This window comes from Chryseobacterium sp. FW101-FHT12H09 (assembly GCF_058790395.1).
In genome coordinates this window covers 489,506-508,216 of record NZ_JBYTCP010000003.1, presented here as the reverse complement: position 1 = coordinate 508,216, position 18,711 = coordinate 489,506, and the positions used below count along the sequence as shown (strand labels likewise).

The 18,711-nt window shown below is 34.4% G+C and carries 23 protein-coding genes; 20 read left to right on the top strand and 3 right to left on the bottom strand.

Going from position 1 to position 18,711, the window contains the following annotated elements:
* Window positions 1–22: 22 nt before the first annotated feature.
* The gene (locus tag AC3WRL_RS13055; RefSeq protein ID WP_261512585.1) at window positions 23–769 is read right to left on the bottom strand and encodes an SDR family oxidoreductase; all 747 of its coding nucleotides are present in this window, start codon (window positions 767–769) and stop codon (window positions 23–25) included.
* Between the two features lie 86 nt (window positions 770–855).
* Between AC3WRL_RS13055 and AC3WRL_RS13050 the strand changes: the two genes are divergently transcribed.
* Window positions 856–1,194, top strand: coding sequence for a winged helix-turn-helix transcriptional regulator (locus AC3WRL_RS13050; RefSeq protein WP_214831490.1), 339 nt, complete (start codon window positions 856–858; stop codon window positions 1,192–1,194).
* A gap of 59 nt (window positions 1,195–1,253) precedes the next feature.
* On the opposite strand, the gene AC3WRL_RS13045 is transcribed toward AC3WRL_RS13050, so the two are convergent.
* Window positions 1,254–2,549, bottom strand: coding sequence for a hypothetical protein (locus tag AC3WRL_RS13045; RefSeq protein ID WP_214831489.1), 1,296 nt, complete (start codon window positions 2,547–2,549; stop codon window positions 1,254–1,256).
* Entirely contained in the window at window positions 2,539–4,758 is a 2,220-nt protein-coding gene (locus AC3WRL_RS13040) for an NADP-dependent isocitrate dehydrogenase (RefSeq protein WP_492330458.1), read from the bottom strand. Before AC3WRL_RS13040 ends, AC3WRL_RS13045 begins: the two co-directional genes overlap by 11 nt.
* 169 nt (window positions 4,759–4,927) lie before the next feature.
* Between AC3WRL_RS13040 and tpx the strand changes: the two genes are divergently transcribed.
* From tpx to AC3WRL_RS12945, 19 genes are all read left to right on the top strand, one after another.
* Entirely contained in the window at window positions 4,928–5,425 is a 498-nt protein-coding gene (tpx, locus tag AC3WRL_RS13035; RefSeq protein ID WP_214831487.1) for a thiol peroxidase, read from the top strand.
* A 94-nt stretch (window positions 5,426–5,519) separates the two neighbouring features.
* Window positions 5,520–5,867, top strand: coding sequence for a VOC family protein (locus AC3WRL_RS13030; protein WP_492330457.1), 348 nt, complete (start codon window positions 5,520–5,522; stop codon window positions 5,865–5,867).
* Window positions 5,868–5,878: 11 nt separating this feature from the next.
* Window positions 5,879–6,283 (top strand): glyoxalase superfamily protein, encoded by a 405-nt coding sequence (locus AC3WRL_RS13025; protein WP_214831485.1) that lies wholly within the window; start codon window positions 5,879–5,881, stop codon window positions 6,281–6,283.
* Window positions 6,284–6,471: 188 nt separating this feature from the next.
* Window positions 6,472–7,683 carry a DUF763 domain-containing protein gene (locus tag AC3WRL_RS13020; RefSeq protein WP_492330456.1) on the top strand — a complete coding sequence of 404 codons (1,212 nt, stop codon included), beginning with the start codon at window positions 6,472–6,474 and terminating at the stop codon, window positions 7,681–7,683.
* A gap of 221 nt (window positions 7,684–7,904) precedes the next feature.
* Entirely contained in the window at window positions 7,905–8,495 is a 591-nt protein-coding gene (locus AC3WRL_RS13015) for a Crp/Fnr family transcriptional regulator (protein ID WP_214831483.1), read from the top strand.
* Window positions 8,496–8,571: 76 nt separating this feature from the next.
* Window positions 8,572–8,982, top strand: coding sequence for a VOC family protein (locus AC3WRL_RS13010; protein ID WP_214831482.1), 411 nt, complete (start codon window positions 8,572–8,574; stop codon window positions 8,980–8,982).
* Window positions 8,983–9,005: 23 nt separating this feature from the next.
* Entirely contained in the window at window positions 9,006–9,467 is a 462-nt protein-coding gene (locus tag AC3WRL_RS13005) for a hypothetical protein (RefSeq protein ID WP_214831481.1), read from the top strand.
* A 42-nt stretch (window positions 9,468–9,509) separates the two neighbouring features.
* Window positions 9,510–10,034 (top strand): DinB family protein, encoded by a 525-nt coding sequence (locus tag AC3WRL_RS13000; protein ID WP_214831480.1) that lies wholly within the window; start codon window positions 9,510–9,512, stop codon window positions 10,032–10,034.
* Between the two features lie 3 nt (window positions 10,035–10,037).
* Window positions 10,038–10,814, top strand: a complete 777-nt coding sequence (locus AC3WRL_RS12995; protein ID WP_261512582.1) for an alpha/beta fold hydrolase — start codon at window positions 10,038–10,040, stop codon at window positions 10,812–10,814.
* Between the two features lie 133 nt (window positions 10,815–10,947).
* Window positions 10,948–11,379, top strand: a complete 432-nt coding sequence (locus AC3WRL_RS12990; protein ID WP_214831478.1) for a VOC family protein — start codon at window positions 10,948–10,950, stop codon at window positions 11,377–11,379.
* A gap of 78 nt (window positions 11,380–11,457) precedes the next feature.
* Window positions 11,458–11,871 carry an SRPBCC family protein gene (locus tag AC3WRL_RS12985; RefSeq protein WP_214831477.1) on the top strand — a complete coding sequence of 138 codons (414 nt, stop codon included), beginning with the start codon at window positions 11,458–11,460 and terminating at the stop codon, window positions 11,869–11,871.
* A 33-nt stretch (window positions 11,872–11,904) separates the two neighbouring features.
* On the top strand, window positions 11,905–12,141 hold the full coding sequence (locus tag AC3WRL_RS12980) for a helix-hairpin-helix domain-containing protein (protein WP_251040609.1): 237 nt from the start codon (window positions 11,905–11,907) through the stop codon (window positions 12,139–12,141).
* Window positions 12,142–12,262: 121 nt separating this feature from the next.
* Entirely contained in the window at window positions 12,263–13,120 is an 858-nt protein-coding gene (locus AC3WRL_RS12975) for a VOC family protein (RefSeq protein ID WP_261512581.1), read from the top strand.
* A gap of 48 nt (window positions 13,121–13,168) precedes the next feature.
* Window positions 13,169–14,002, top strand: a complete 834-nt coding sequence (locus AC3WRL_RS12970) for an SDR family oxidoreductase (protein WP_492330455.1) — start codon at window positions 13,169–13,171, stop codon at window positions 14,000–14,002.
* A 49-nt stretch (window positions 14,003–14,051) separates the two neighbouring features.
* Window positions 14,052–14,480: an SRPBCC family protein gene (locus AC3WRL_RS12965; RefSeq protein ID WP_214831473.1), complete on the top strand. Its 429-nt coding sequence runs from the start codon at window positions 14,052–14,054 to the stop codon at window positions 14,478–14,480.
* A 53-nt stretch (window positions 14,481–14,533) separates the two neighbouring features.
* Window positions 14,534–14,977, top strand: coding sequence for an SRPBCC family protein (locus AC3WRL_RS12960; protein WP_214831472.1), 444 nt, complete (start codon window positions 14,534–14,536; stop codon window positions 14,975–14,977).
* Window positions 14,978–15,103: 126 nt separating this feature from the next.
* Window positions 15,104–15,562: a DoxX family protein gene (locus AC3WRL_RS12955; protein ID WP_214831471.1), complete on the top strand. Its 459-nt coding sequence runs from the start codon at window positions 15,104–15,106 to the stop codon at window positions 15,560–15,562.
* A 153-nt stretch (window positions 15,563–15,715) separates the two neighbouring features.
* Complete coding sequence (locus AC3WRL_RS12950) at window positions 15,716–17,725, top strand: S9 family peptidase (RefSeq protein WP_492330454.1); 2,010 nt, start codon at window positions 15,716–15,718, stop codon at window positions 17,723–17,725.
* Window positions 17,726–18,106: 381 nt separating this feature from the next.
* Window positions 18,107–18,706 carry an RNA polymerase sigma factor gene (locus AC3WRL_RS12945; RefSeq protein ID WP_492330453.1) on the top strand — a complete coding sequence of 200 codons (600 nt, stop codon included), beginning with the start codon at window positions 18,107–18,109 and terminating at the stop codon, window positions 18,704–18,706.
* Window positions 18,707–18,711: the final 5 nt, after the last annotated feature.

The window sequence follows — 18,711 nt, the reverse complement described above, 5'->3', positions numbered from 1 at the left end:
TTTTATAGTTGAAAGAATTTTATTATAAAACCATTCCGCCATCAACGATGATTTCAGTACCTGTAATAAAACTTGATATGCTGTCATCAGATAAGTAGCTTACAAGTTTGGCAACATCTTCAGCAGTTCCCATTTTTTTTAATGGAATTTCATTGATCAGGCGCTCCTGAATATTTTGTAAGGTAACATCATCAAGTCCTGCTTTATTCATTATTTCTGTTTTTGTAGGCCCGGGACTTACCATATTTACTCTGATCTTTCTTGGTGCTAATTCTGCAGCTGCTGTTTTTGCAATGGAGTTTAGTGCCGCTTTACTGGCTTGATAGATCGAACTGTTTGGATTATGTGTAGCCGCTACAATTGATGATAAAAACACGACAGACGCTCCATCATTTAATGTAGGAATAAACTGACTCAGCGTAAAGTAAGCACCTCTGAAGTTAATATCCATTACACTGTCAAAATTTTCAACATTCATGTTTTCAATAGAGGTTAATGTTCCTGTAATTCCAGCGTTGATAAATAGAATATCCACTTTTCCATATTGATCCTCAACTTCTTTTTTCAATAAAGAGATATCTTCTAATTTTCCCTGATCAGAAACAAATCCGACTGCTCCTAACTCTGCTGCTGCTTTGTCTATGGCTTCCTTTCTTCTTCCGGTAATAATTACTTTTGCTCCTTCCGCAATTAATTCTTTTGCTGTTGCATATCCGATTCCACTATTTCCACCGGTTACGATAGCCAGTTTGTTGTTAAATTTATTCATTTCTTAAAATTTTTGACAAAGTTATAGTGAAAATGGTATACTTTTGTAATCAGTATCACAGAGTATATCAACTTAATTTTTACAAAATGGAAAGAGATCAGACAGAAGAATTAAGAGCACTGCAGGATACCCTATATTTTATAGGGGGTAAATGGCGGATTCCGGTAATCAATGCGATTTGTAATGGTAACCGACGCTTCCGTGAAATTGAGCGCAGTATTCCCGGTATCACGACAAGAATGCTTTCAAAGGAACTGAAAGATATGGAACTCAATAAACTGGTGACGAGAAATGTGTATCCGGATACTCCGGTTCTAATTGAATATATACCTACAGATTATTGCAGAACCTTTGGGAAAATTATAATGGAAATGATCAATTGGGGTAGAGAGCATCGGAAGGTGATTGTAGAAGACAAGATCTGATGTTTTAGAATTTCAATTCAATTTATATCAAAAAACCTCTCCAGAAGGAGAGGTTTTTATTATTTATTAAATATTTCTACGATAACATTTTCAGGAGGATCAGAATAACCTGAACCTATATTTAAAGCATTTATTGAGCTTAAGGAAACTACTTTATTCCCATAATTAAATACTTTAAACGGATATCTTTCAGTACTTATTGAGTTTACCTTTGCATAACCTGTTAAGTTATAAAATTCAATACTTTTTTTATCAGTTCCTGCAATGATATTATTAGCATCAAAATCATAACTTGAAAGTCCTGAATTACCACGTGGTAACTGCCCTATATAAACTAAATTAGAATTATAAATAACTCCTTCCATAGCTGTTAAGAAGCCATTTCCGGTTGGCAAAGATTCAAATATTCTAGGGTTTAAAGGGTAATCACCATGATAAGTGTCCTCAAATCTATTAACAAATGATCCATCGGCATTATAATTAAAACGTATAAGGTTGGTAGGGCTTACGTTTGTAGTGATAAAAAAGAAACTCGAACTTGTGTTAGCTACTTTTTTTATTCTACCAAACTGATAACTTCCATTCTCAGATATTAATTGTTTAGAAGCTCTGTCAAAACATTTTAAAGAAACATTCGAAATAGCTCCTGTAGTTCCATATAATTTATTATCTGTTAAAACAACACTTTTTACTTCGCTTCCGAAATTTATTTGATCTTTTAAAGATAAATCATTAGGATTATAAATATAAACCCAACCATCATTTCTAGGAACATATAATTCCTTTTGACCATTATATGTACCTAAGAACGAGTAGCCCAATGTAGCGCCGGTAGATATTTCTTTTGTAACGGTACCTGTTGTTACATCATACCTCATTATATTACCGGTAGAGCTAAATATAAACATACTTCCATTATCAGCATCGAATAATGCATCTATTGGTTTGATATTAAGTAGCGGTTTAATACTGGGTCTCTTATAAGAAACAATATTACTTTTTATCGGCTCACCGTTAGTAGTATACCCAATTACTTGGTAATCTACATATGAAGAATAAGGAACATTAGCATCTACTTTTATAAATGTACTTCCGCTTTCCTGGTTCAGATATTCTGGAGTTGCATTTTCAGAGTTACTTCTCAAAAATTGAAAATTCTGATATACATTTTTACCTGTTGTTGTCCATTCTAATCTGATTGTAGTATCGTTAACGACTATTACATCTTTTAGAATTATTTTTTCTTCAATAGGTTGGGGAGGGGCAACTACTTCATCTGAATCGCCAGAACATGAAACTGTAAATAATAATGCAAAAATTAGAAACCAAAGATTTTTTATAGATTTAAATTCCATCAATAATTTCATTTAAAATAGTACTTGGTCTCATCGCTGCATATGTTTTGTATGTATCGGTTTTATAGTAACCATCAATATTCTGAGGCTTACCTTGAGCGGATATTAATTCCTGATTAATGACAGCCTCGTTCTCTAGCATAGCAGCAGCTATTGATTTGAATTTTTGAGCAATCTCAGCATCAACTGTTTGATTACCTAAAGCTTCAGCCCAGTACATTGCTAAATAGAAGTGAGAACCTCTGTTATCGATCTGGCCAACTTTTCTTGCTGGAGATTTGTCAGTAGCTAAGAATTTAGCGTTCGCCTCATCTAAAGCATCTGCTAACACCTGAGATTTTGTATTTCCTTGAGTTTGAGCTAAATGCTCTAAAGAAGCCTGAAGCGCTAAGAATTCACCTAAAGAATCCCATCTTAGGTATCCTTCTTCAAGGAATTGTTCAATGTGTTTAGGAGCAGAACCTCCGGCACCAGTTTCAAATAAACCACCACCATTCATTAACGGAACAATAGAAAGCATTTTTGCAGAAGTTCCTAACTCAAGAATTGGGAAAAGATCTGTTAAATAATCTCTCAATACATTTCCTGAAACTGAGATGGTATCTTTACCTTCTCTTGCTCTTTTAAGTGTTTCAGTCATTGCATCTTTAACATCAAGAATTCTAATGTCCAGTCCTGCAGTATCGTGATCCTGTAAGTATTTTTCTACTTTTTTGATGATCTCTCTATCGTGAGCTCTTCCTTTATCTAGCCAGAAGATCGCAGGAGTATCAGAAAGTCTTGATCTGTTTACAGCCAGCTTTACCCAGTCCTGAATAGGTGCATCTTTAGTCTGACACATTCTGAAGATATCACTTTTTTCTACTTTTTGAGAAAGAAGTATATTTCCAGTTTCATCCTGAACTTCAATTGTTCCGTCAGTATCAGCCTGGAAAGTTTTGTCATGAGAACCATATTCTTCAGCTTTTTGAGCCATTAACCCTACGTTTGGAACTGAACCCATTGTAGTAGGATCTAATTTACCGTGAGCTCTCATATCATCGATCACAGCCTGATAGAAACCTGCATAAGAACGGTCTGGAATGATTGCTATTGTATCCTCTTCTTTACCTTCTTTATTCCACATTTTACCGCCTCCTCTTACTAAAGCAGCCATAGATGCATCAACGATAATGTCTGAAGGAACATGGAAATTGGTAATTCCTTTATCAGAATTTACCATAGCTACTCTTGGTCCGTTAGCTAAAGCAGTTTCAATAGCCGCTTTAATTTCACCTTCCTGAGCGTTTCCTTTTATTTTTTCAAAAAGATCTGCAAGACCATTATTTGGATTGACATCTAAAGATTTAAAAGTATCAGCGTATTTTGTAAATACATCTTTAAAGAACGTTTCTACGATAGCACCAAAAATAATAGGGTCGGAGATTTTCATCATCGTAGCCTTTAAGTGAGCAGAAAGTAATACATTTTTATTTTTAGCCTCTTCAATTGCTTCTTTTACAAAAGCTTTCAAAGCATTTAAGTTCATTACGGAAGAATCAATAATTTCTCCAGCCTGAAGACCTGCGAAATCTTTCAATAATTTTTCAGAACCATCATTTCCCTTGAATACAATTTTATATTTTGTAGCATTTTCAAGAGTTGTAGAGTTTTCAGTGCCATAGAAGTCTCCATTGGCCATGGTAGCAACGTCAGTTTTACTGTCTGAAGCCCAATCACCCATTCTGTGTGGGTTAGCTTTTGCATAGTTTTTAACAGCTTTTGGAGCACGTCTGTCTGAATTTCCTTCTCTCAATACAGGGTTTACAGCACTTCCTAATACTTTTGCATATTTAGCTTTGATTGCTTTCTCTTCCTCATTCTTGGGTTCAGCAGGATAATTTGGAACAGCAAATCCTTTAGATTGTAGTTCCGCAATAGCTTCATCTAATTGAGGTGCAGAAGCTGAAATATTTGGTAATTTAATAATATTGGCATCTGGTGTTGTAGCCAGTTGGCCTAGTTCAGCCAAGGCATCACCAATTCTTTGGTCTTCTCTTAAGAATTCCGGGAAGTTAGCTAGAATTCTTCCTGCTAAAGAAATATCCGGAACTGCAATTTCAATATTTGCTGATTTTGTAAATGCCTTTACAATAGGTAAAAACGAGTGTGTAGCAAGCATTGGAGCTTCATCCGTTAATGTGTAATAGATTTTTGATTTTTCTGACATTATACTGTTATTTATTATTTGATTTTTTAACTCCCACAAATTTAGTTAAAATTTAAATTTTTTAGATTAAACCTAAATAAGTTTTTGCACTTTAAGAATTATTTAACCTTTATTTCAACGAGAAAAATGCCTTATTTAAGTAAATTTGAAAAACCTTAAAAAATAAATTATGTCAAATATCACATTAAAAGGAAACGAAGTACATACATTAGGTAATTTACCATCCGTAGGAAGCAGCATCAGAGATTTTGCATTGGTAGATTCTGGATTAGCTGTAAAAACGCTTTCTGACTTTGAAGGAAAGAAAAAAGTATTCAATATTTTTCCTAGTATCGATACCGGAACTTGTGCAGCTTCAGCAAGAAAATTTAATGAAGAAGCTTCCAGTTTAGATAATACTGTTGTGATCAATGTTTCTAAAGATCTGCCATTTGCATTAGGAAGATTTTGTGCTGCTGAAGGCTTGAATAACGTAGAAACACTTTCTGATTTCAGAAGTAGCTTTGGAGATGATTATGAAGTTACCATTACAGATTCTCCTTTGAAAGGCCTTTTAAGCCGTGCGGTAATCGTTACGGACGAAAATAATAAAGTAGTTTATACAGAACAGGTTTCCGAAATTGTAAACGAACCAAATTATAGTGCTGCTTTAGAAGCATTAAAATAAAATTGAAGTAAAACTCTTTTAAAAAGAAAGCCTTGTAAGATTTTATTTTTGCAGGGCTTTTTTGATGGTAATAATTTCATAATTTTAAATAAAAATGGTAAAAAGAATTGTTACAAACATCAAAACTGAAGATTTGTCCCGTGCAGATTATTTTTATCATCATATTTTAGGTCTTGAAATATTGATGGATCATGGGTGGATCAAAACATTTGGAAATGATGTAGAATCGAAAGTTCAGATAAGTTTTGCAGCACAAGGCGGGAATAATACTCCTGTTCCGGATCTGTCAATTGAAGTTGATGAGGTTGATGAAGTGTATAACATGATGAAGGATTCAGGGTTTGAAGTAACTTATGATATTACTGATGAAGACTGGGGAGTCCGTAGATTTTTTGTCAAAGATCCGTTTGATAAATTAATTAATATTCTTTCACATCAATAATTAAATATACAATGAAAGCAGAACACATTATTCCCATTCTAAGAATTTTTGATTATCAGAAAACAATAGAGTTTTACGTTGATTGGTTAGGTTTTGAAATTACTTTAGAACATCGTTTCGAAGAAAATACACCTGTTTATATGGAAGTGAAAAAAGACAATATCATTCTTCATTTAAGTGAGCATCATGGAGATTCAACACCCGGAAGCAGTGTTTTTATCTGGGGAGAAGGGGTAGCAGAATACCATAAAGAGCTGATTGATAAAAAATATAAATACAACAGGCCCGGACTGGAAAAAACATTTTACGACGCTGTGTCTTTTACAGTTAATGATCCTTTTGGAAACAAAATTGTTTTTAATGAAAAATTTGATGAAGCGAAACATAAGGGGTTGGAGTTTTATTCATTCGAGTGATTTTGTCATTCAGAACGCAATGTAAATGAAGTGAAGAACCTCAGCAATTTTAAATTCAATAAAAAAGGGCTTTTCAGCGGAAATTTATATCATATATTAATATCATTTGTGATTAAAAAGCACCTGGATTAATGATTCAAATCATCAAAATCTTATTTAATATCCACTAACTTTACATTTTAAACTACATGAAACGTTCAGGAACAGCAGATTTACCTTTACACTATGGCAAAGTACCGCCGTGGTTGTATGAACGTATGTCTATACTTGGACTTTCTATAGTTGAAGCAATCTTAATGGATTATGGTAAGGATGAGGTGCTTCGTAGACTGGCAGACCCATTTTGGTTCCAGAGTTTTGGTGCTGTAATGGGAATGGATTGGCATTCATCGGGAATAACTACTTCTGTAATGGGTGCTTTAAAACGTTCCGTAAATCCGAATTCTCAATCACTGGGTATCTATATCTGTGGCGGAAAAGGAAAGCTTTCAAGAAATACACCTCAGGAATTAATTCAGATTGCTGATAAAACAGGACTTAATGGAACTGAGCTTGTAAAGGCTAGTAAACTATCTGCAAAAGTTGATAATACAGCGATTCAGGATGGTTATCAATTATATCTACATAACTTTATTCTGGCCGATAATGGAAGCTGGAGTGTGGTTCAACAGGGAATGCATGAATCCGATGGAACGGCGAGACGTTATCATTGGCACTCGGAAAATATAAAATCTTTTGTCGAAGAGCCACATACTGGTATCAATGGAGTTTATAGAGGCAAGATCCTCAATCTTACTGATGCTAATGCTTCACAAAGCAGAAAAGGAATTCTGGATATTTCTCACACAGATTCTGCTGAGATCATGAGTGATTTTTCCAGATTGATTCTTCCTGGTCATCATGATGTTCGGGCTTCTGATGTTGATTTAAAACGTTTAGGTGCACTTTTGTATGTAACCCGCGAACAGCAACCACAAAATTTCGAAGATCTACTGATGTTGGAGGGCGTTGGTCCCAGAACAATGCAGTCTTTAGCTCTGGTAAGTGAAGTGATTCATGGGGCACCATCAAGATTTTCCGATCCTGCGAGATTTTCTTTTGCTCATGGTGGGAAGGACGGACATCCGTTTCCTGTTCCTACGAAAGTGTATGATGAAAGCATAGATATTCTTAGAAAGGGAATTGAAAAGTCAAAATTGGGAAATTCCGATAAACTGAAGACATTAAATAAGCTACATCAGATTGTAGCTGCAACAGAAAAGGATTTCACTCCGGATTTCGATATCCAGCAGGTCATAGAAGAAGAAAGGCAGAACTCCTGGAGGTTTGGCGGGAAAACCGTTTTTGGAGATGTTGAAAAACCAACAAAACCAAATTCTATTCAACTTTCATTGTTTTAAAGTAATAATAATTGTTTTGGCTGAAGCCATTTGTAATCTAAGTGAAGCTGATTATGTATCGGAAATATTGATGAAAAATTTCTGAATATACCTTTCTCAGAAGGTCCACTCAACGGATAAACTGAGGTTAGTAAAGCATTCCTAATTTTACATTTATAAAACTTTTTTATATCAATTCCAATAAAAATTCTAATTTTAAAACTCTAAAAAATATTCATCTCATGGCAAATAAAGCTTTAGAAATTTCATATGATTTTCCTTTCTTCATGCATGATGAGCTGGATGAGATCTTCAAAGCTCATGAAAAGATAAGTTTTCAAAAAGGGGATTTTATTCTTGAAGAAGGAAAAACAGCTAATGAATATTATGTTTTGGATAAAGGTTTAGCAAGATCATTCGTGAATGATTTTAATGGTAATGAAGTAACGACTCACTTTTTTGCAGAGAATGAAATCATTATAGAAGTTCTCTCTCTTTTTCAAAGGATTCCATCACAGGAAAATATCATGTGTATCACAGACTGCGAATGTTGGAAGCTAGATTATGATACCTTTCAGGATCTGTTTCATAAAATTCCTAATCTTAGAGAATGGGGAAGATCATGGATGTCCCAGCAATTATTTGCCTACAAACAGCGTTCCGTAGAGATGTTTACTCTTTCAGCAACAAAACGCTATCTTAATTTGCTTGAACAAAAATGTCAGGTTATTCAATTCGCTCCTTTAAAACAAATCGCTTCCTACCTGGGTGTTACAGATACTTCTCTGAGCAGAATTCGTAAAGAAATAGTTTCACATCCAAAGAAAAATTAAATCTTGTCATAGGGCAAGATGATTCTGATATTGACTTGGTAATTTTGGTTTAAAGTTTAACACTAAAATTACAACAATGAAAGTCAATCAAATTTATGTAAACCTACCCGTAAAAAACGTTGAAAGTACAAGAGCGTTTTGGACCAAGCTTGGTTTCTCGATCAATGAACAGTTTTCTGATGAAAATGCAGTATGTGTGGTTTTGAACGAACAAAACATATTCGCCATGTTTCTAAAAGAAGAATTTTTCAAAACATTTACCAATAGACCTATTGCGCAGGGTGAGACGACACAGGTGCTTCTAGCCATCGGCGTTAGCAGTCGCGAAGAAGTTGACAATATGGTAAAAACAGCTTTAGAGAATGGTGGTTCAAAATATAGTGAACCTCAGGATCACGGATGGATGTATCAAAACGCTTTTGCTGATCTTAATGGACATCAGTGGGAAGTTATGTTCGCGGATATGTCTCAACTTCCAACAGAATAGCTTAATTCTAAAACCTATTCATTATGGAATCGAAATCAAACGATATAGAAATCATAAAATACCTTGTCTTTAGCAATTACAAAGTGATTTCAATGAATATCGAAGGTATCTCCAATGAAGAAGCAATGGTTTTTCCTAATGGTGAAGCAAATTGCATGAATTGGATCTTAGGACATTTAATTTATATAAGAAATGCTTTTTTAAATGTTTTAGGTGAAGAATCAGTTTGGGATAATGAAAAATATTCATGTTATAACAGAGGGGAAACGCCTTTAAACAGGAAGGATGAGTTTATAAGTTTTGAAGAGTTAAAATCATATTTAAAAGAAACTCAGAATAAACTTGAATCAAATCTTAATAATCTCGAAAGTATTGATCCAGCAATAATTAATGATGTTTCGGGACTTTCTCTGCACGAAATTTACCACAGCGGACAATTTGGTTACCTCAGAAGAATTCTCGGAAAATCGGGAGCTATAAAGTAGAATCACAAAGAATTAAAACTTTAATACTAAAAACCATTTATAATGGACACACCAAAATCAAAAAAATTAGATATCGTTATTCCGGCGTACAGGATGCATTCCCAAAGCTTTTTAAATGTTTTGGATGGTATTTCGGAAGAAGATGGAATGAAAAGAATTGACGGTAAAACCAACCATATTGTTTGGATGGCAGGAAATTTTCTCAATATGCGTTATGGCTTAGGCTGGGTTTTAGGACTTCAGGAAGAGGATCCATACACAGAACTTTTCTTTCAGGGAAAGGCTTTAGATGAGAGTTTTAATTATCCAAGTCTGGAAGAATTGAAGAAGAACTTTCATGCAATTTCACCAAAAGTATATCAAAAATTACTCGAAGCAACGGATGAGCAGCTTGAGGAAATATTTGAAATCGGAATGAATGTACCTTATGTTCCAGAGACAAAACTCAATTTTACGGGAATGTCTATCAGTCGTGAAGACTATTTATGTGGACAAATAGGTTTGATGCGAAAAATTCTGGGATATCCTGGAATGAAGTATGATACTGATGATAATTTAAAATACTAAATAATGAATCCTACTGAAAAGGGCTTTAAAACAGTCAATGGAATTCAAATGTACTATGAGATCTACGGTTCAGGAAAGCCTTTGGTTCTCGTTCATGGTGGTGGATCTTCAATTTTATTTGACTTTAAAGAAGTCATCTCAAGATTGGAATCTCAATTTCAACTCATCGGAATAGATTTACAAAACCATGGAAAGACCGAACATAGAGATATTCCCGAAACTTTCGAACAGGATGCTCATGATGTGGCAGCCCTTTTAAAGGAATTGAAAATTGAAAAAGCCTCATTCTGGGGATTCAGTAATGGTGGAAATACGGTCATGCAAATTGGTCATCTTTATCCGGAAATAATAGAAAAACTGATTGTTGCTTCTTCATTTTTCAAAAGAAATGGAATGATAGACGGCTTTTTTGAGTCTATGTCTGAAGCGACTTTAGAATCAATGCCCGAACCTTTGAAGATTAATTTTCTTGAATTAAACCCTGACTTTTCAAAACTTGAAAATCTATTTGATAAAGACAGCAAAAGAATGCAGAATTTTGAAGATTGGGACGAAAAGATATTAACCTCCATAGACTCACCTACACTTTTCATTTCTGGAGATAAGGATGTTATGAAGCCAGAACATGTTGTTGAAATGTGGCGCCTGATTCCCGATTCTCAATTATTGATCCTTCCGGCAACTCATGGTTCTTATATGATGGCAGATTTTGAAGGAAATACAGATGAAAATCTGATTAGCTTAACTACTAATGAAGTAGTGAAATTCTTAAATCATTAATTCTCAATCGACTTTAAGAATAAAAACACGGCATAGATAAATGATAAATAATCAAATAGTGTTATTTGTGAATCATTCTTACTATCTGTTTTTAAAAATTATAAAATAAACAATAACTTTTAAAATTAATATCATGGCAAAATTAAATTCGTACCTCAATTTTGATGGTACAGCTGAAGAAGCATTCAACTTTTACAAATCTGTTTTCGGAGGTGAATTTCGCGGTGAAGTTCATAAAATGGGGAATGCCCCAGGAACTGAAAACCTATCTGACGAAGAAAAAAACAGGGTTATGCACATTGCTCTACCTATTGGCGATGACTTACTGATGGCTTCTGATATCGTTCCCGGATTCGGACAAACTTTAACGGTTGGGAACAATAATTATGTTTCTATATTTCCGGAATCAAGGGAAGAAGCAGACCGTCTTTTTAAAGGTCTTTCTGATGGCGGCAATATTGAAATGCCTATTGAAGACCAGTTTTGGGGAGATTATTTCGGTAGTTTTCAGGACAAATATGGTGTTCATTGGATGGTGAACTATAATGAAGAATCTGCAAAATAATCTTATATTTAACTAAATTATTAGAGGGCAACTTTTTAATGGTTGCCCTTATTTAACTAAATCATTAAAAATAGAATTATGGATCCTATTAAAATAGATATTACAATTTTAGCTCCTGTTGAAAAGGTTTGGGATTATTTTAATAAGCCTGATCATATTATAAAATGGAATTTTGCTCACGAAAGCTGGCAATGTCCAAGCTCTGAAAACGACCTTAGAGTAGGTGGCAAATTCAAAAGCAGAATGGAAGCTAAAGACGGAAGTTTCGGATTTGATTTTGCGGGTGTTTATGATGAGGTTATTCCTAATCAAAGGATAAAATATCACCTTGAAGATGGGAGAAATGTAGATGTAATCTTTGAAAAAATAGATCCTGATACGACAAAAGTTACTGAAGTTTTTGATCCTGAAAAACAAAACTCCGTGGAAATGCAGAGAGATGGATGGTATGCTATTTTGGATAATTTCCACAAATACGTTGAAAAACATTAAAATATTTTTACAATCATGATCAATCTATTAATAATGGCAAAATGTTTAAGTTCCATTTGTGCTGTTAATCATGTTGTTCAGGGAACTTTTTTGCAGGGCGTAGTTGCTATGCCTGCAAGACGTGCTTTAGAAAAAGAGAAGATTGATTCTTTAGAAAAATTATCAGATTATTCTGAAGATGAAATCATGCAGCTTCATGGTTTTGGAAAAAATACAATGGAGAAGCTTAAAGTCTATATGCAAGAGCATCAAATTTCTTTTAAAAATTAACCAATACCCATTGGTGTCATTCTTTTTACGACACCTAAGATTTATGAACTTAAATTCAATACATCGAATAGCTTGTATTGACAACATAAATTACATCAACTCACCACAAAAAATAAAAATTATGAATAATGATATTTTTCCATGCCTTTGGTGCGACGGAAATGCAAAACAATCAGCAGAATTTTACTGCAAAGTATTTAATGGAAGAATTACTGCAGATACTCCTGTAGTAATGAATATTGACCTTTTTGGTCAAAAATTAATGCTCCTGGATGGTGGTCCTCATTTTGAAAAAAATCCATCAGTATCTTTTATGGTTATATGTGAAACTGAAGATGAAGTTCAAAGATATTGGGATCAGCTATTGGTAGGAGGTAAGGAATTGATGGCACTTGACTCTTATCCCTGGAGTAAAAAATTCGGATGGCTTGATGATCAGTATGGAGTTAGTTGGCAATTATTTTTCGGAGAGAAAACAAGTGACCAAAAAATTGTTCCGACATTAATGTTCATGCATCAGAATAATGGTAAGGCGATGGAAGCAATGGAGTTTTATACCCAAACTTTCCCTAACTCAAAAATTGGAAATATTCTGAAATATAAAGATGGTGGTGAACCTAATGAAAATCCTGAAAATATTCAGCATGCCAACTTTATGATTGATGGTTATGATATTTACTGTATGGATTCTTCATATGATCATAAATTCGATTTTAATGAAGGGGTATCAATGGTGATCATGACTGATGACCAGAAACAGACAGACTTTCTTTGGAATACGCTGATATCGGGTGGGGGTAGAGAAAGTATGTGTGGCTGGCTGAAAGATAAATACGGATTTAGCTGGCAGATCGTTCCAAAGAGACTTATTCAGCTTATGAACGATTCGAACCAGGAAAAGGCTCAAAAAGTAGTACAGGTGATGATGAAAATGCAGAAAATTATTATCCAAGAGTTGGAAGAAGCTTATAATTCTTAAATCTATTTCGGCTTATCATTTGATGGTATTTTAGAAAAAGATTTGCTTATGAACACACAGAACAAGTCAAGATCCAAATCTAAAGTGCCTAAAGAAGGATTATTTCCCGAGATTATCCGTAAAAATTATATAGGAAGTAAAAAACTTCTTAATAAGAAAGCCGTTATCTCAGGAGGTGACAGTGGAATAGGGCAGGCCGTTGCAGTTCATTATGCCAGAGAGGGAGCTGATATTGCTATTATTTATAAAGAAAGTGATAAAGATGCTAAAGAAACGTTGACGCTCGTAGAAAAAGAAGGTCAGAAATGCCTCTTATTTAAGGGAGATGTTTCCAAAAAAGCATTTAGAAACAAATGTATTGAGAAAATTAAGAAGGAATGGAAGAGCCTGGATATTCTGGTCAACAATGCAGGAGTGCAATTTCCTAAAAATGATATTGAAAAGATCTCAGATGATCAGATAACGGAGACTTTTAACATAAATATCATTTCAATGATTTCTTTAACACGGGATTTTTTGCCGTTAATGGATAAAGGATCAAGAATTATTTGTACAACTTCTGTTACGGCCTATCGGGGAAGTAACCATCTTATCGATTATTCGGCAACAAAAGGAGCGATTGCTACCTTTGTCCGTTCCTTAGCTACTAATCTTGCTGATAAGAAAATATTAGTGAATGGAGTTGCACCGGGGCCTATCTGGACACCACTGGTGAAAGAAACATTTGATGATCTTTCAACATTTGGAAAGGATAATCCTTTAAAGAGAGCGGGACAGCCTTCTGAAGTCGCTCCGGCTTATGTTTTTCTGGCTTCTGAGGATTCCAGTTTTATTACAGGTGAGATCATTCACATTAATGGGGGTGATTTTGTCGGCGGTTAGAAGGTTACCCATGAATAATAGATTTATAAACACTAATTAAAAATAATATATGGAAAGATTAACTTATGAAATACGAATCAATGCTACCCCTGAAAAGATATGGACGGTACTTTGGAGTGAAATGACCTATAGGCAATGGACAGCTGCCTTCACAGAAGGTTCTTTTTATCAGGGAAATCTTGAAGAAGGAAGTATTGTGAAGTTTTTAGATCCCAATAATAATGGAATGTACAGCCGTGTTGAAAAAAATATACCCAATAAAGAAATAAAATTTTTACATCTGGGAGAAATTTATGAGGGTGTAGAAGCCCCTCAGGATTGGGGGGAAGCAACGGAATCTTATGTTTTAGAGGAAACTGAAAATGGTACAATTTTAAAAAGTGAAATCCAGACCCCTGCTGAGTTTAAAGATTTTTTTGAAGAGAAATTTCCTAATGCCTTGGAAATCGTGAAAAACCTTTCGCAAAATCAGCTTTAATTTTACGGACTAAAGACTTAGTTACTTAACTTAATAATCACAAAATTAGAAATATGGAAACATTATCTTATGAAACAGTAATCGATGCGCCTCAACAGAAAGTATGGGACATCCTTTGGGGACCTGAAACATATAATGAATGGACAAAGTTCTTTAATTCATCGGGTTCATACATGAAATCGGATTGGAGGGTAGGAGGAAAAACCTATTTTGTAGATTCAAATAATGAAGGAATGGTTTCTACCATTGACAGTTTGGATGAGCCTAATCAAATTGTGTTTAAACACCTTGGAATGATTAAGGATGGTGTAGAAGACACCGAAAGTATGGAGATTAAGCAATGGAGTGGTGCGTTTGAAAAATACTTTCTTATTGATTTTGATGGAAAGACAAAACTTCATGCAGAGGTACAAACCGAAAAAGACTGGGAAGAGCATATGAATACAGGCTTTACTAAAGGTCTTGAAATTGTAAAAACTCTTGCTGAAGGAAATTAGCTGTGAGCTAAATAATATTATTGAGCAGATTTTATAGTTGACGCACAATTTTGTTATAATTTTAGCATTGAACTAATTGCAATCATTTGCGAAATTTGTATCATCTTCGAGAGATAAAAATAACACATGAAATTATTAACAATCCTTTTTGCCACATTCATTCTGGCTTTGCTAGGTACAAAACTGTTTCAGGGAAGCTGGAATTTTTTATTTTCTGGAAATTTGGGAATGGCAGTATTTATTCTGTTTACAGGTTTTGCCCATTTTAAATTTCAAAAAGGAATGGCCATGATGATCCCCGATTTTATTCCTGCCAAAATGTTTTGGGTATACATTACGGGAATTATTGAAATTGCGGCTGGAATTGGATTGATGATTCCATCAATACGTGAGACCACAGCTGTTTTGTTGATTGTTTTTTTTGTTATGGTTTTTATTGCCAACATCAATTCATCAAAGAAGAAAGTCAATATTTTTAAGGGAGATTATACAGGCCCAGGAATGGCTTATTTATATAAAGAAAGGCTCCCAATGCAGGTTATACTTATTTTATGGACCTGGTATTTTGGAATTTATTTACATTAAAAGAATATTTTTTCATATAAAAAGCACGGAATTTACTTTTCGTGCTTTTTTTTCACATTGAAGAGAGAAAAATGTAACATTTAAGGGTGATTAAACGTCTAATATAGAAAGCATTTTTTTTGCTACGTTTTAATTCACTCCAAATCACAAGTCATGAACATAAAAACTAAAATTATAGTAACCGCTCAGGTTGCTCTCTCAACGATTATGATGAATGCACAAAACACGACCACTAAGTTACCCGGTGATGCTACCCTACCATCTACCAAAGCCAGTCTTGAGAAACTTATTTCTTATGACACAGGAAATTTTAAATACAAAGTTGAAGACTATTTTGCCAGGCCAAAAGCTTCACAATTTAAAATCTCACCAGACGGAAATTTTCTTTCTTATAAAGAAAAAGATAAAGACAGTAAGAATCATGTCTATGTAAAAGATTTAAAAACCGGAAAAGTTACCCAAGCGATAGAAGAGAAGGAAGATCTTGTAAAAAGCTATGGATGGTTGAATAAAAAGCGTTTGTTTTTCACTCAGGATAAAGGGGGAAATGAGAATCTTCATTTGTATGCGGCGGATGTTGATGGAAGTAATCTCAAGGACCTTACTCCATTTGATGGAGTAACACTGGGTTCCGTAAAATTGATAAAGGATACCGATTTTGTCGTTGTCACAATGAATAAAAATAACAAACAGATCTTCGAACCGTACAAAATAAACTTCGTTACAGGTGAAATGATTCAGCTGTATGAAAATAAAGATGTTAATAGTCCTATTGATGATTATATCTTTGATAAAGATGGGGATTTAAGAGGATATATTGTTCTTGAAAATGGATTGACTACAAAGACTTATTATAAAGATCTGCAGACAGGGAAATTCAATCTCATTAAATCAACGGACTGGTCTGATACATTTAGTATTATAGATTTCAATGATCATTCTAAGAATAAAGATGAGGCTTATGTTGTGACAAATCTGGACAGTGATAAAGCAAAAATTGTTTTATATGACTTAAAGAAAAATGAAGCGATTAAAGATGTATATTCTAATCCTGTTTATGATGTAAGTTCAATACGTACTGCCGGTAAAAACAGAAATTATGAACTGGATTATATCAGTTATAACGGAGTGAAAAGTGAAACTGTTCCGGTAAGTAAATTCTACACAGAAATTGATGCTCAACTAAAATCTCAGTTTGGAGATAAAGAATTTGGTGTTGTTTCATCAGATGATAATAATGATAAACTTTTGGTCGTAGTTGGAAGTGATAAGCTATATGGAACCTATTACGAGTATGATTCCAAAACCAAGCAGACAAAGCTTCTTTATAATCTGATGCCTCAATTGAAGGAAGAGGATATGGCAGAAATGAGGCCCATTGAATTCAAAAGCAGAGATGGGTTGACTATCTATGGATATATCACATTGCCAAAAGCTGCTTTGGAAGGGAAAAAAGTTCCTTTAGTAGTAAATCCTCATGGAGGGCCACAAGGTATTAGAGATGATTGGGGCTTTAATCCTGAAACACAATTGTTTGCCAGTAGAGGATATGCGACCTTACAGGTGAATTTTAGAATTTCAGGGGGGTATGGAAAGGAGTTCCAGAAAGCAGGTTATAAGCAAATCGGGAGAAAAGCAATGGATGATGTGGAAGATGGAGTAAAATATGCAATCCAGCAAGGATGGGTGGATAAGGATAAAATTGCCATCTATGGAGGAAGCCACGGTGGCTATGCTACATTAATGGGGCTGATTAAAACTCCAGATTTATATACCTGTGGTGTAGATTATGTTGGAGTTTCCAATATCTTTACATTCTTTGATTCATTCCCTGAATACTGGAAGCCATATAAAGAAATGACGAAACAGATATGGTATGATCTGGATAATCCTGAAGAGGCAAAAATTGCCAAAGAGGTTTCTCCGGTATTTCAGATCGATAAGATCAAAAAACCTCTTTTTGTTGTACAAGGAGCTAATGATCCACGAGTGAACATCAATGAATCCGATCAGATTGTAAAAGCAATGCGTGCCAAAGGTTTTGAAACACCCTATATGGTAAAATACGACGAAGGTCATGGCTTTGGAAAGGAGCCGAACAGACTTGAACTCTACAAATATATGTTAGGATTTTTTGCTGAGAATTTTAATAAAAGTAAATAAGACTGATACAATTTTTATAAAAGAACGGAAAGCATTTTGCTTTCCGTTCTTTCTGTTTGTTACTGAAAGCTGAATTTTTCATTCCGAGCACAGGCTGAAGGTCTGCGAACGTAGTTCACAAGTGTACTTTAGAATCTCGTCTTACAGCAGATCTGTTAATAAAAGATTGCTTCGCTTTACTCGTAATGATGGATCAATAGCCCCGATAGTAGCGGTTACCCCACAGCAAGAGTCAGGCAAAGGATGGAGCGAGGAGTATGAGCGGATAGCGGGATTAAGCTCCTTATAAATATTATTTTTTTCAGACTGTCAAAATACGATTAACAAAAGAAAAGTGAATATTTGATAAAAAATATTTTAAATTTATTAAAGTAAAACAAAATGTACAATCGTCATGTTAGTATGGAGGTTGTCGAAAAAATAACAATGCCACAGAAAGAGAAAGAAAACATCATCTCGCAAACCGTTTCAAGCTACGGAGGAAAACTGATGTCTTTCATTCGTCCGAAAGTGAAAAACACGGAAGATGCGGAAGATATTCTGCAGGAGGTCTGGTATCAGTTTAGTAACATTACCAATCTTTCTGAGATTGTAAATGTTGGGGGTTGGTTGTACAGGGTTACTGCCAATAAAATTACCGACCGTTATCGCAAAAAGAAAACAGAAAATCTTGAAGATTTTGTATATGAAGATGAGGATGGTGATTTTTCTATCAAAGATATTTTATTGATGGATGACAGTGCGGGACCTGAAGTTAAAATGTTTCAGGATGAAATCTGGAAGAAGTTATTTGAAGCTTTAGAAGAACTTCCTGAAAAGCAAAAACTGGTTTACATGGAAAATGAGCTGAACGATAAGACCCTTCAGGAAATAGCTGATGAACAAGGTGAAAATATAAAGACCATTATCAGCAGAAAAAATTATGCGGTGAAACATCTGAGAAACAGATTGAGAGCATTATACGAAGATTTAAACAGTTAGAAATA

Excerpts from the sequence above, each read along its gene's own strand:
- AC3WRL_RS13055 (WP_261512585.1), bottom strand. The coding sequence starts at position 769 with ATGAATAAATTTAACAACAAACTGGCTATCGTAACCGGTGGAAATAGT.
- AC3WRL_RS13050 (WP_214831490.1), top strand. The coding sequence starts at position 856 with ATGGAAAGAGATCAGACAGAAGAATTAAGAGCACTGCAGGATACCCTA.
- AC3WRL_RS13045 (WP_214831489.1), bottom strand. The coding sequence starts at position 2,549 with ATGGAATTTAAATCTATAAAAAATCTTTGGTTTCTAATTTTTGCATTA.
- AC3WRL_RS13040 (WP_492330458.1), bottom strand. The coding sequence starts at position 4,758 with ATGTCAGAAAAATCAAAAATCTATTACACATTAACGGATGAAGCTCCA.
- tpx (WP_214831487.1), top strand. The coding sequence starts at position 4,928 with ATGTCAAATATCACATTAAAAGGAAACGAAGTACATACATTAGGTAAT.
- AC3WRL_RS13030 (WP_492330457.1), top strand. The coding sequence starts at position 5,520 with ATGGTAAAAAGAATTGTTACAAACATCAAAACTGAAGATTTGTCCCGT.
- AC3WRL_RS13025 (WP_214831485.1), top strand. The coding sequence starts at position 5,879 with ATGAAAGCAGAACACATTATTCCCATTCTAAGAATTTTTGATTATCAG.
- AC3WRL_RS13020 (WP_492330456.1), top strand. The coding sequence starts at position 6,472 with ATGAAACGTTCAGGAACAGCAGATTTACCTTTACACTATGGCAAAGTA.
- AC3WRL_RS13015 (WP_214831483.1), top strand. The coding sequence starts at position 7,905 with ATGGCAAATAAAGCTTTAGAAATTTCATATGATTTTCCTTTCTTCATG.
- AC3WRL_RS13010 (WP_214831482.1), top strand. The coding sequence starts at position 8,572 with ATGAAAGTCAATCAAATTTATGTAAACCTACCCGTAAAAAACGTTGAA.
- AC3WRL_RS13005 (WP_214831481.1), top strand. The coding sequence starts at position 9,006 with ATGGAATCGAAATCAAACGATATAGAAATCATAAAATACCTTGTCTTT.
- AC3WRL_RS13000 (WP_214831480.1), top strand. The coding sequence starts at position 9,510 with ATGGACACACCAAAATCAAAAAAATTAGATATCGTTATTCCGGCGTAC.
- AC3WRL_RS12995 (WP_261512582.1), top strand. The coding sequence starts at position 10,038 with ATGAATCCTACTGAAAAGGGCTTTAAAACAGTCAATGGAATTCAAATG.
- AC3WRL_RS12990 (WP_214831478.1), top strand. The coding sequence starts at position 10,948 with ATGGCAAAATTAAATTCGTACCTCAATTTTGATGGTACAGCTGAAGAA.
- AC3WRL_RS12985 (WP_214831477.1), top strand. The coding sequence starts at position 11,458 with ATGGATCCTATTAAAATAGATATTACAATTTTAGCTCCTGTTGAAAAG.
- AC3WRL_RS12980 (WP_251040609.1), top strand. The coding sequence starts at position 11,905 with ATGGCAAAATGTTTAAGTTCCATTTGTGCTGTTAATCATGTTGTTCAG.
- AC3WRL_RS12975 (WP_261512581.1), top strand. The coding sequence starts at position 12,263 with ATGAATAATGATATTTTTCCATGCCTTTGGTGCGACGGAAATGCAAAA.
- AC3WRL_RS12970 (WP_492330455.1), top strand. The coding sequence starts at position 13,169 with ATGAACACACAGAACAAGTCAAGATCCAAATCTAAAGTGCCTAAAGAA.
- AC3WRL_RS12965 (WP_214831473.1), top strand. The coding sequence starts at position 14,052 with ATGGAAAGATTAACTTATGAAATACGAATCAATGCTACCCCTGAAAAG.
- AC3WRL_RS12960 (WP_214831472.1), top strand. The coding sequence starts at position 14,534 with ATGGAAACATTATCTTATGAAACAGTAATCGATGCGCCTCAACAGAAA.
- AC3WRL_RS12955 (WP_214831471.1), top strand. The coding sequence starts at position 15,104 with ATGAAATTATTAACAATCCTTTTTGCCACATTCATTCTGGCTTTGCTA.
- AC3WRL_RS12950 (WP_492330454.1), top strand. The coding sequence starts at position 15,716 with ATGAACATAAAAACTAAAATTATAGTAACCGCTCAGGTTGCTCTCTCA.
- AC3WRL_RS12945 (WP_492330453.1), top strand. The coding sequence starts at position 18,107 with ATGTACAATCGTCATGTTAGTATGGAGGTTGTCGAAAAAATAACAATG.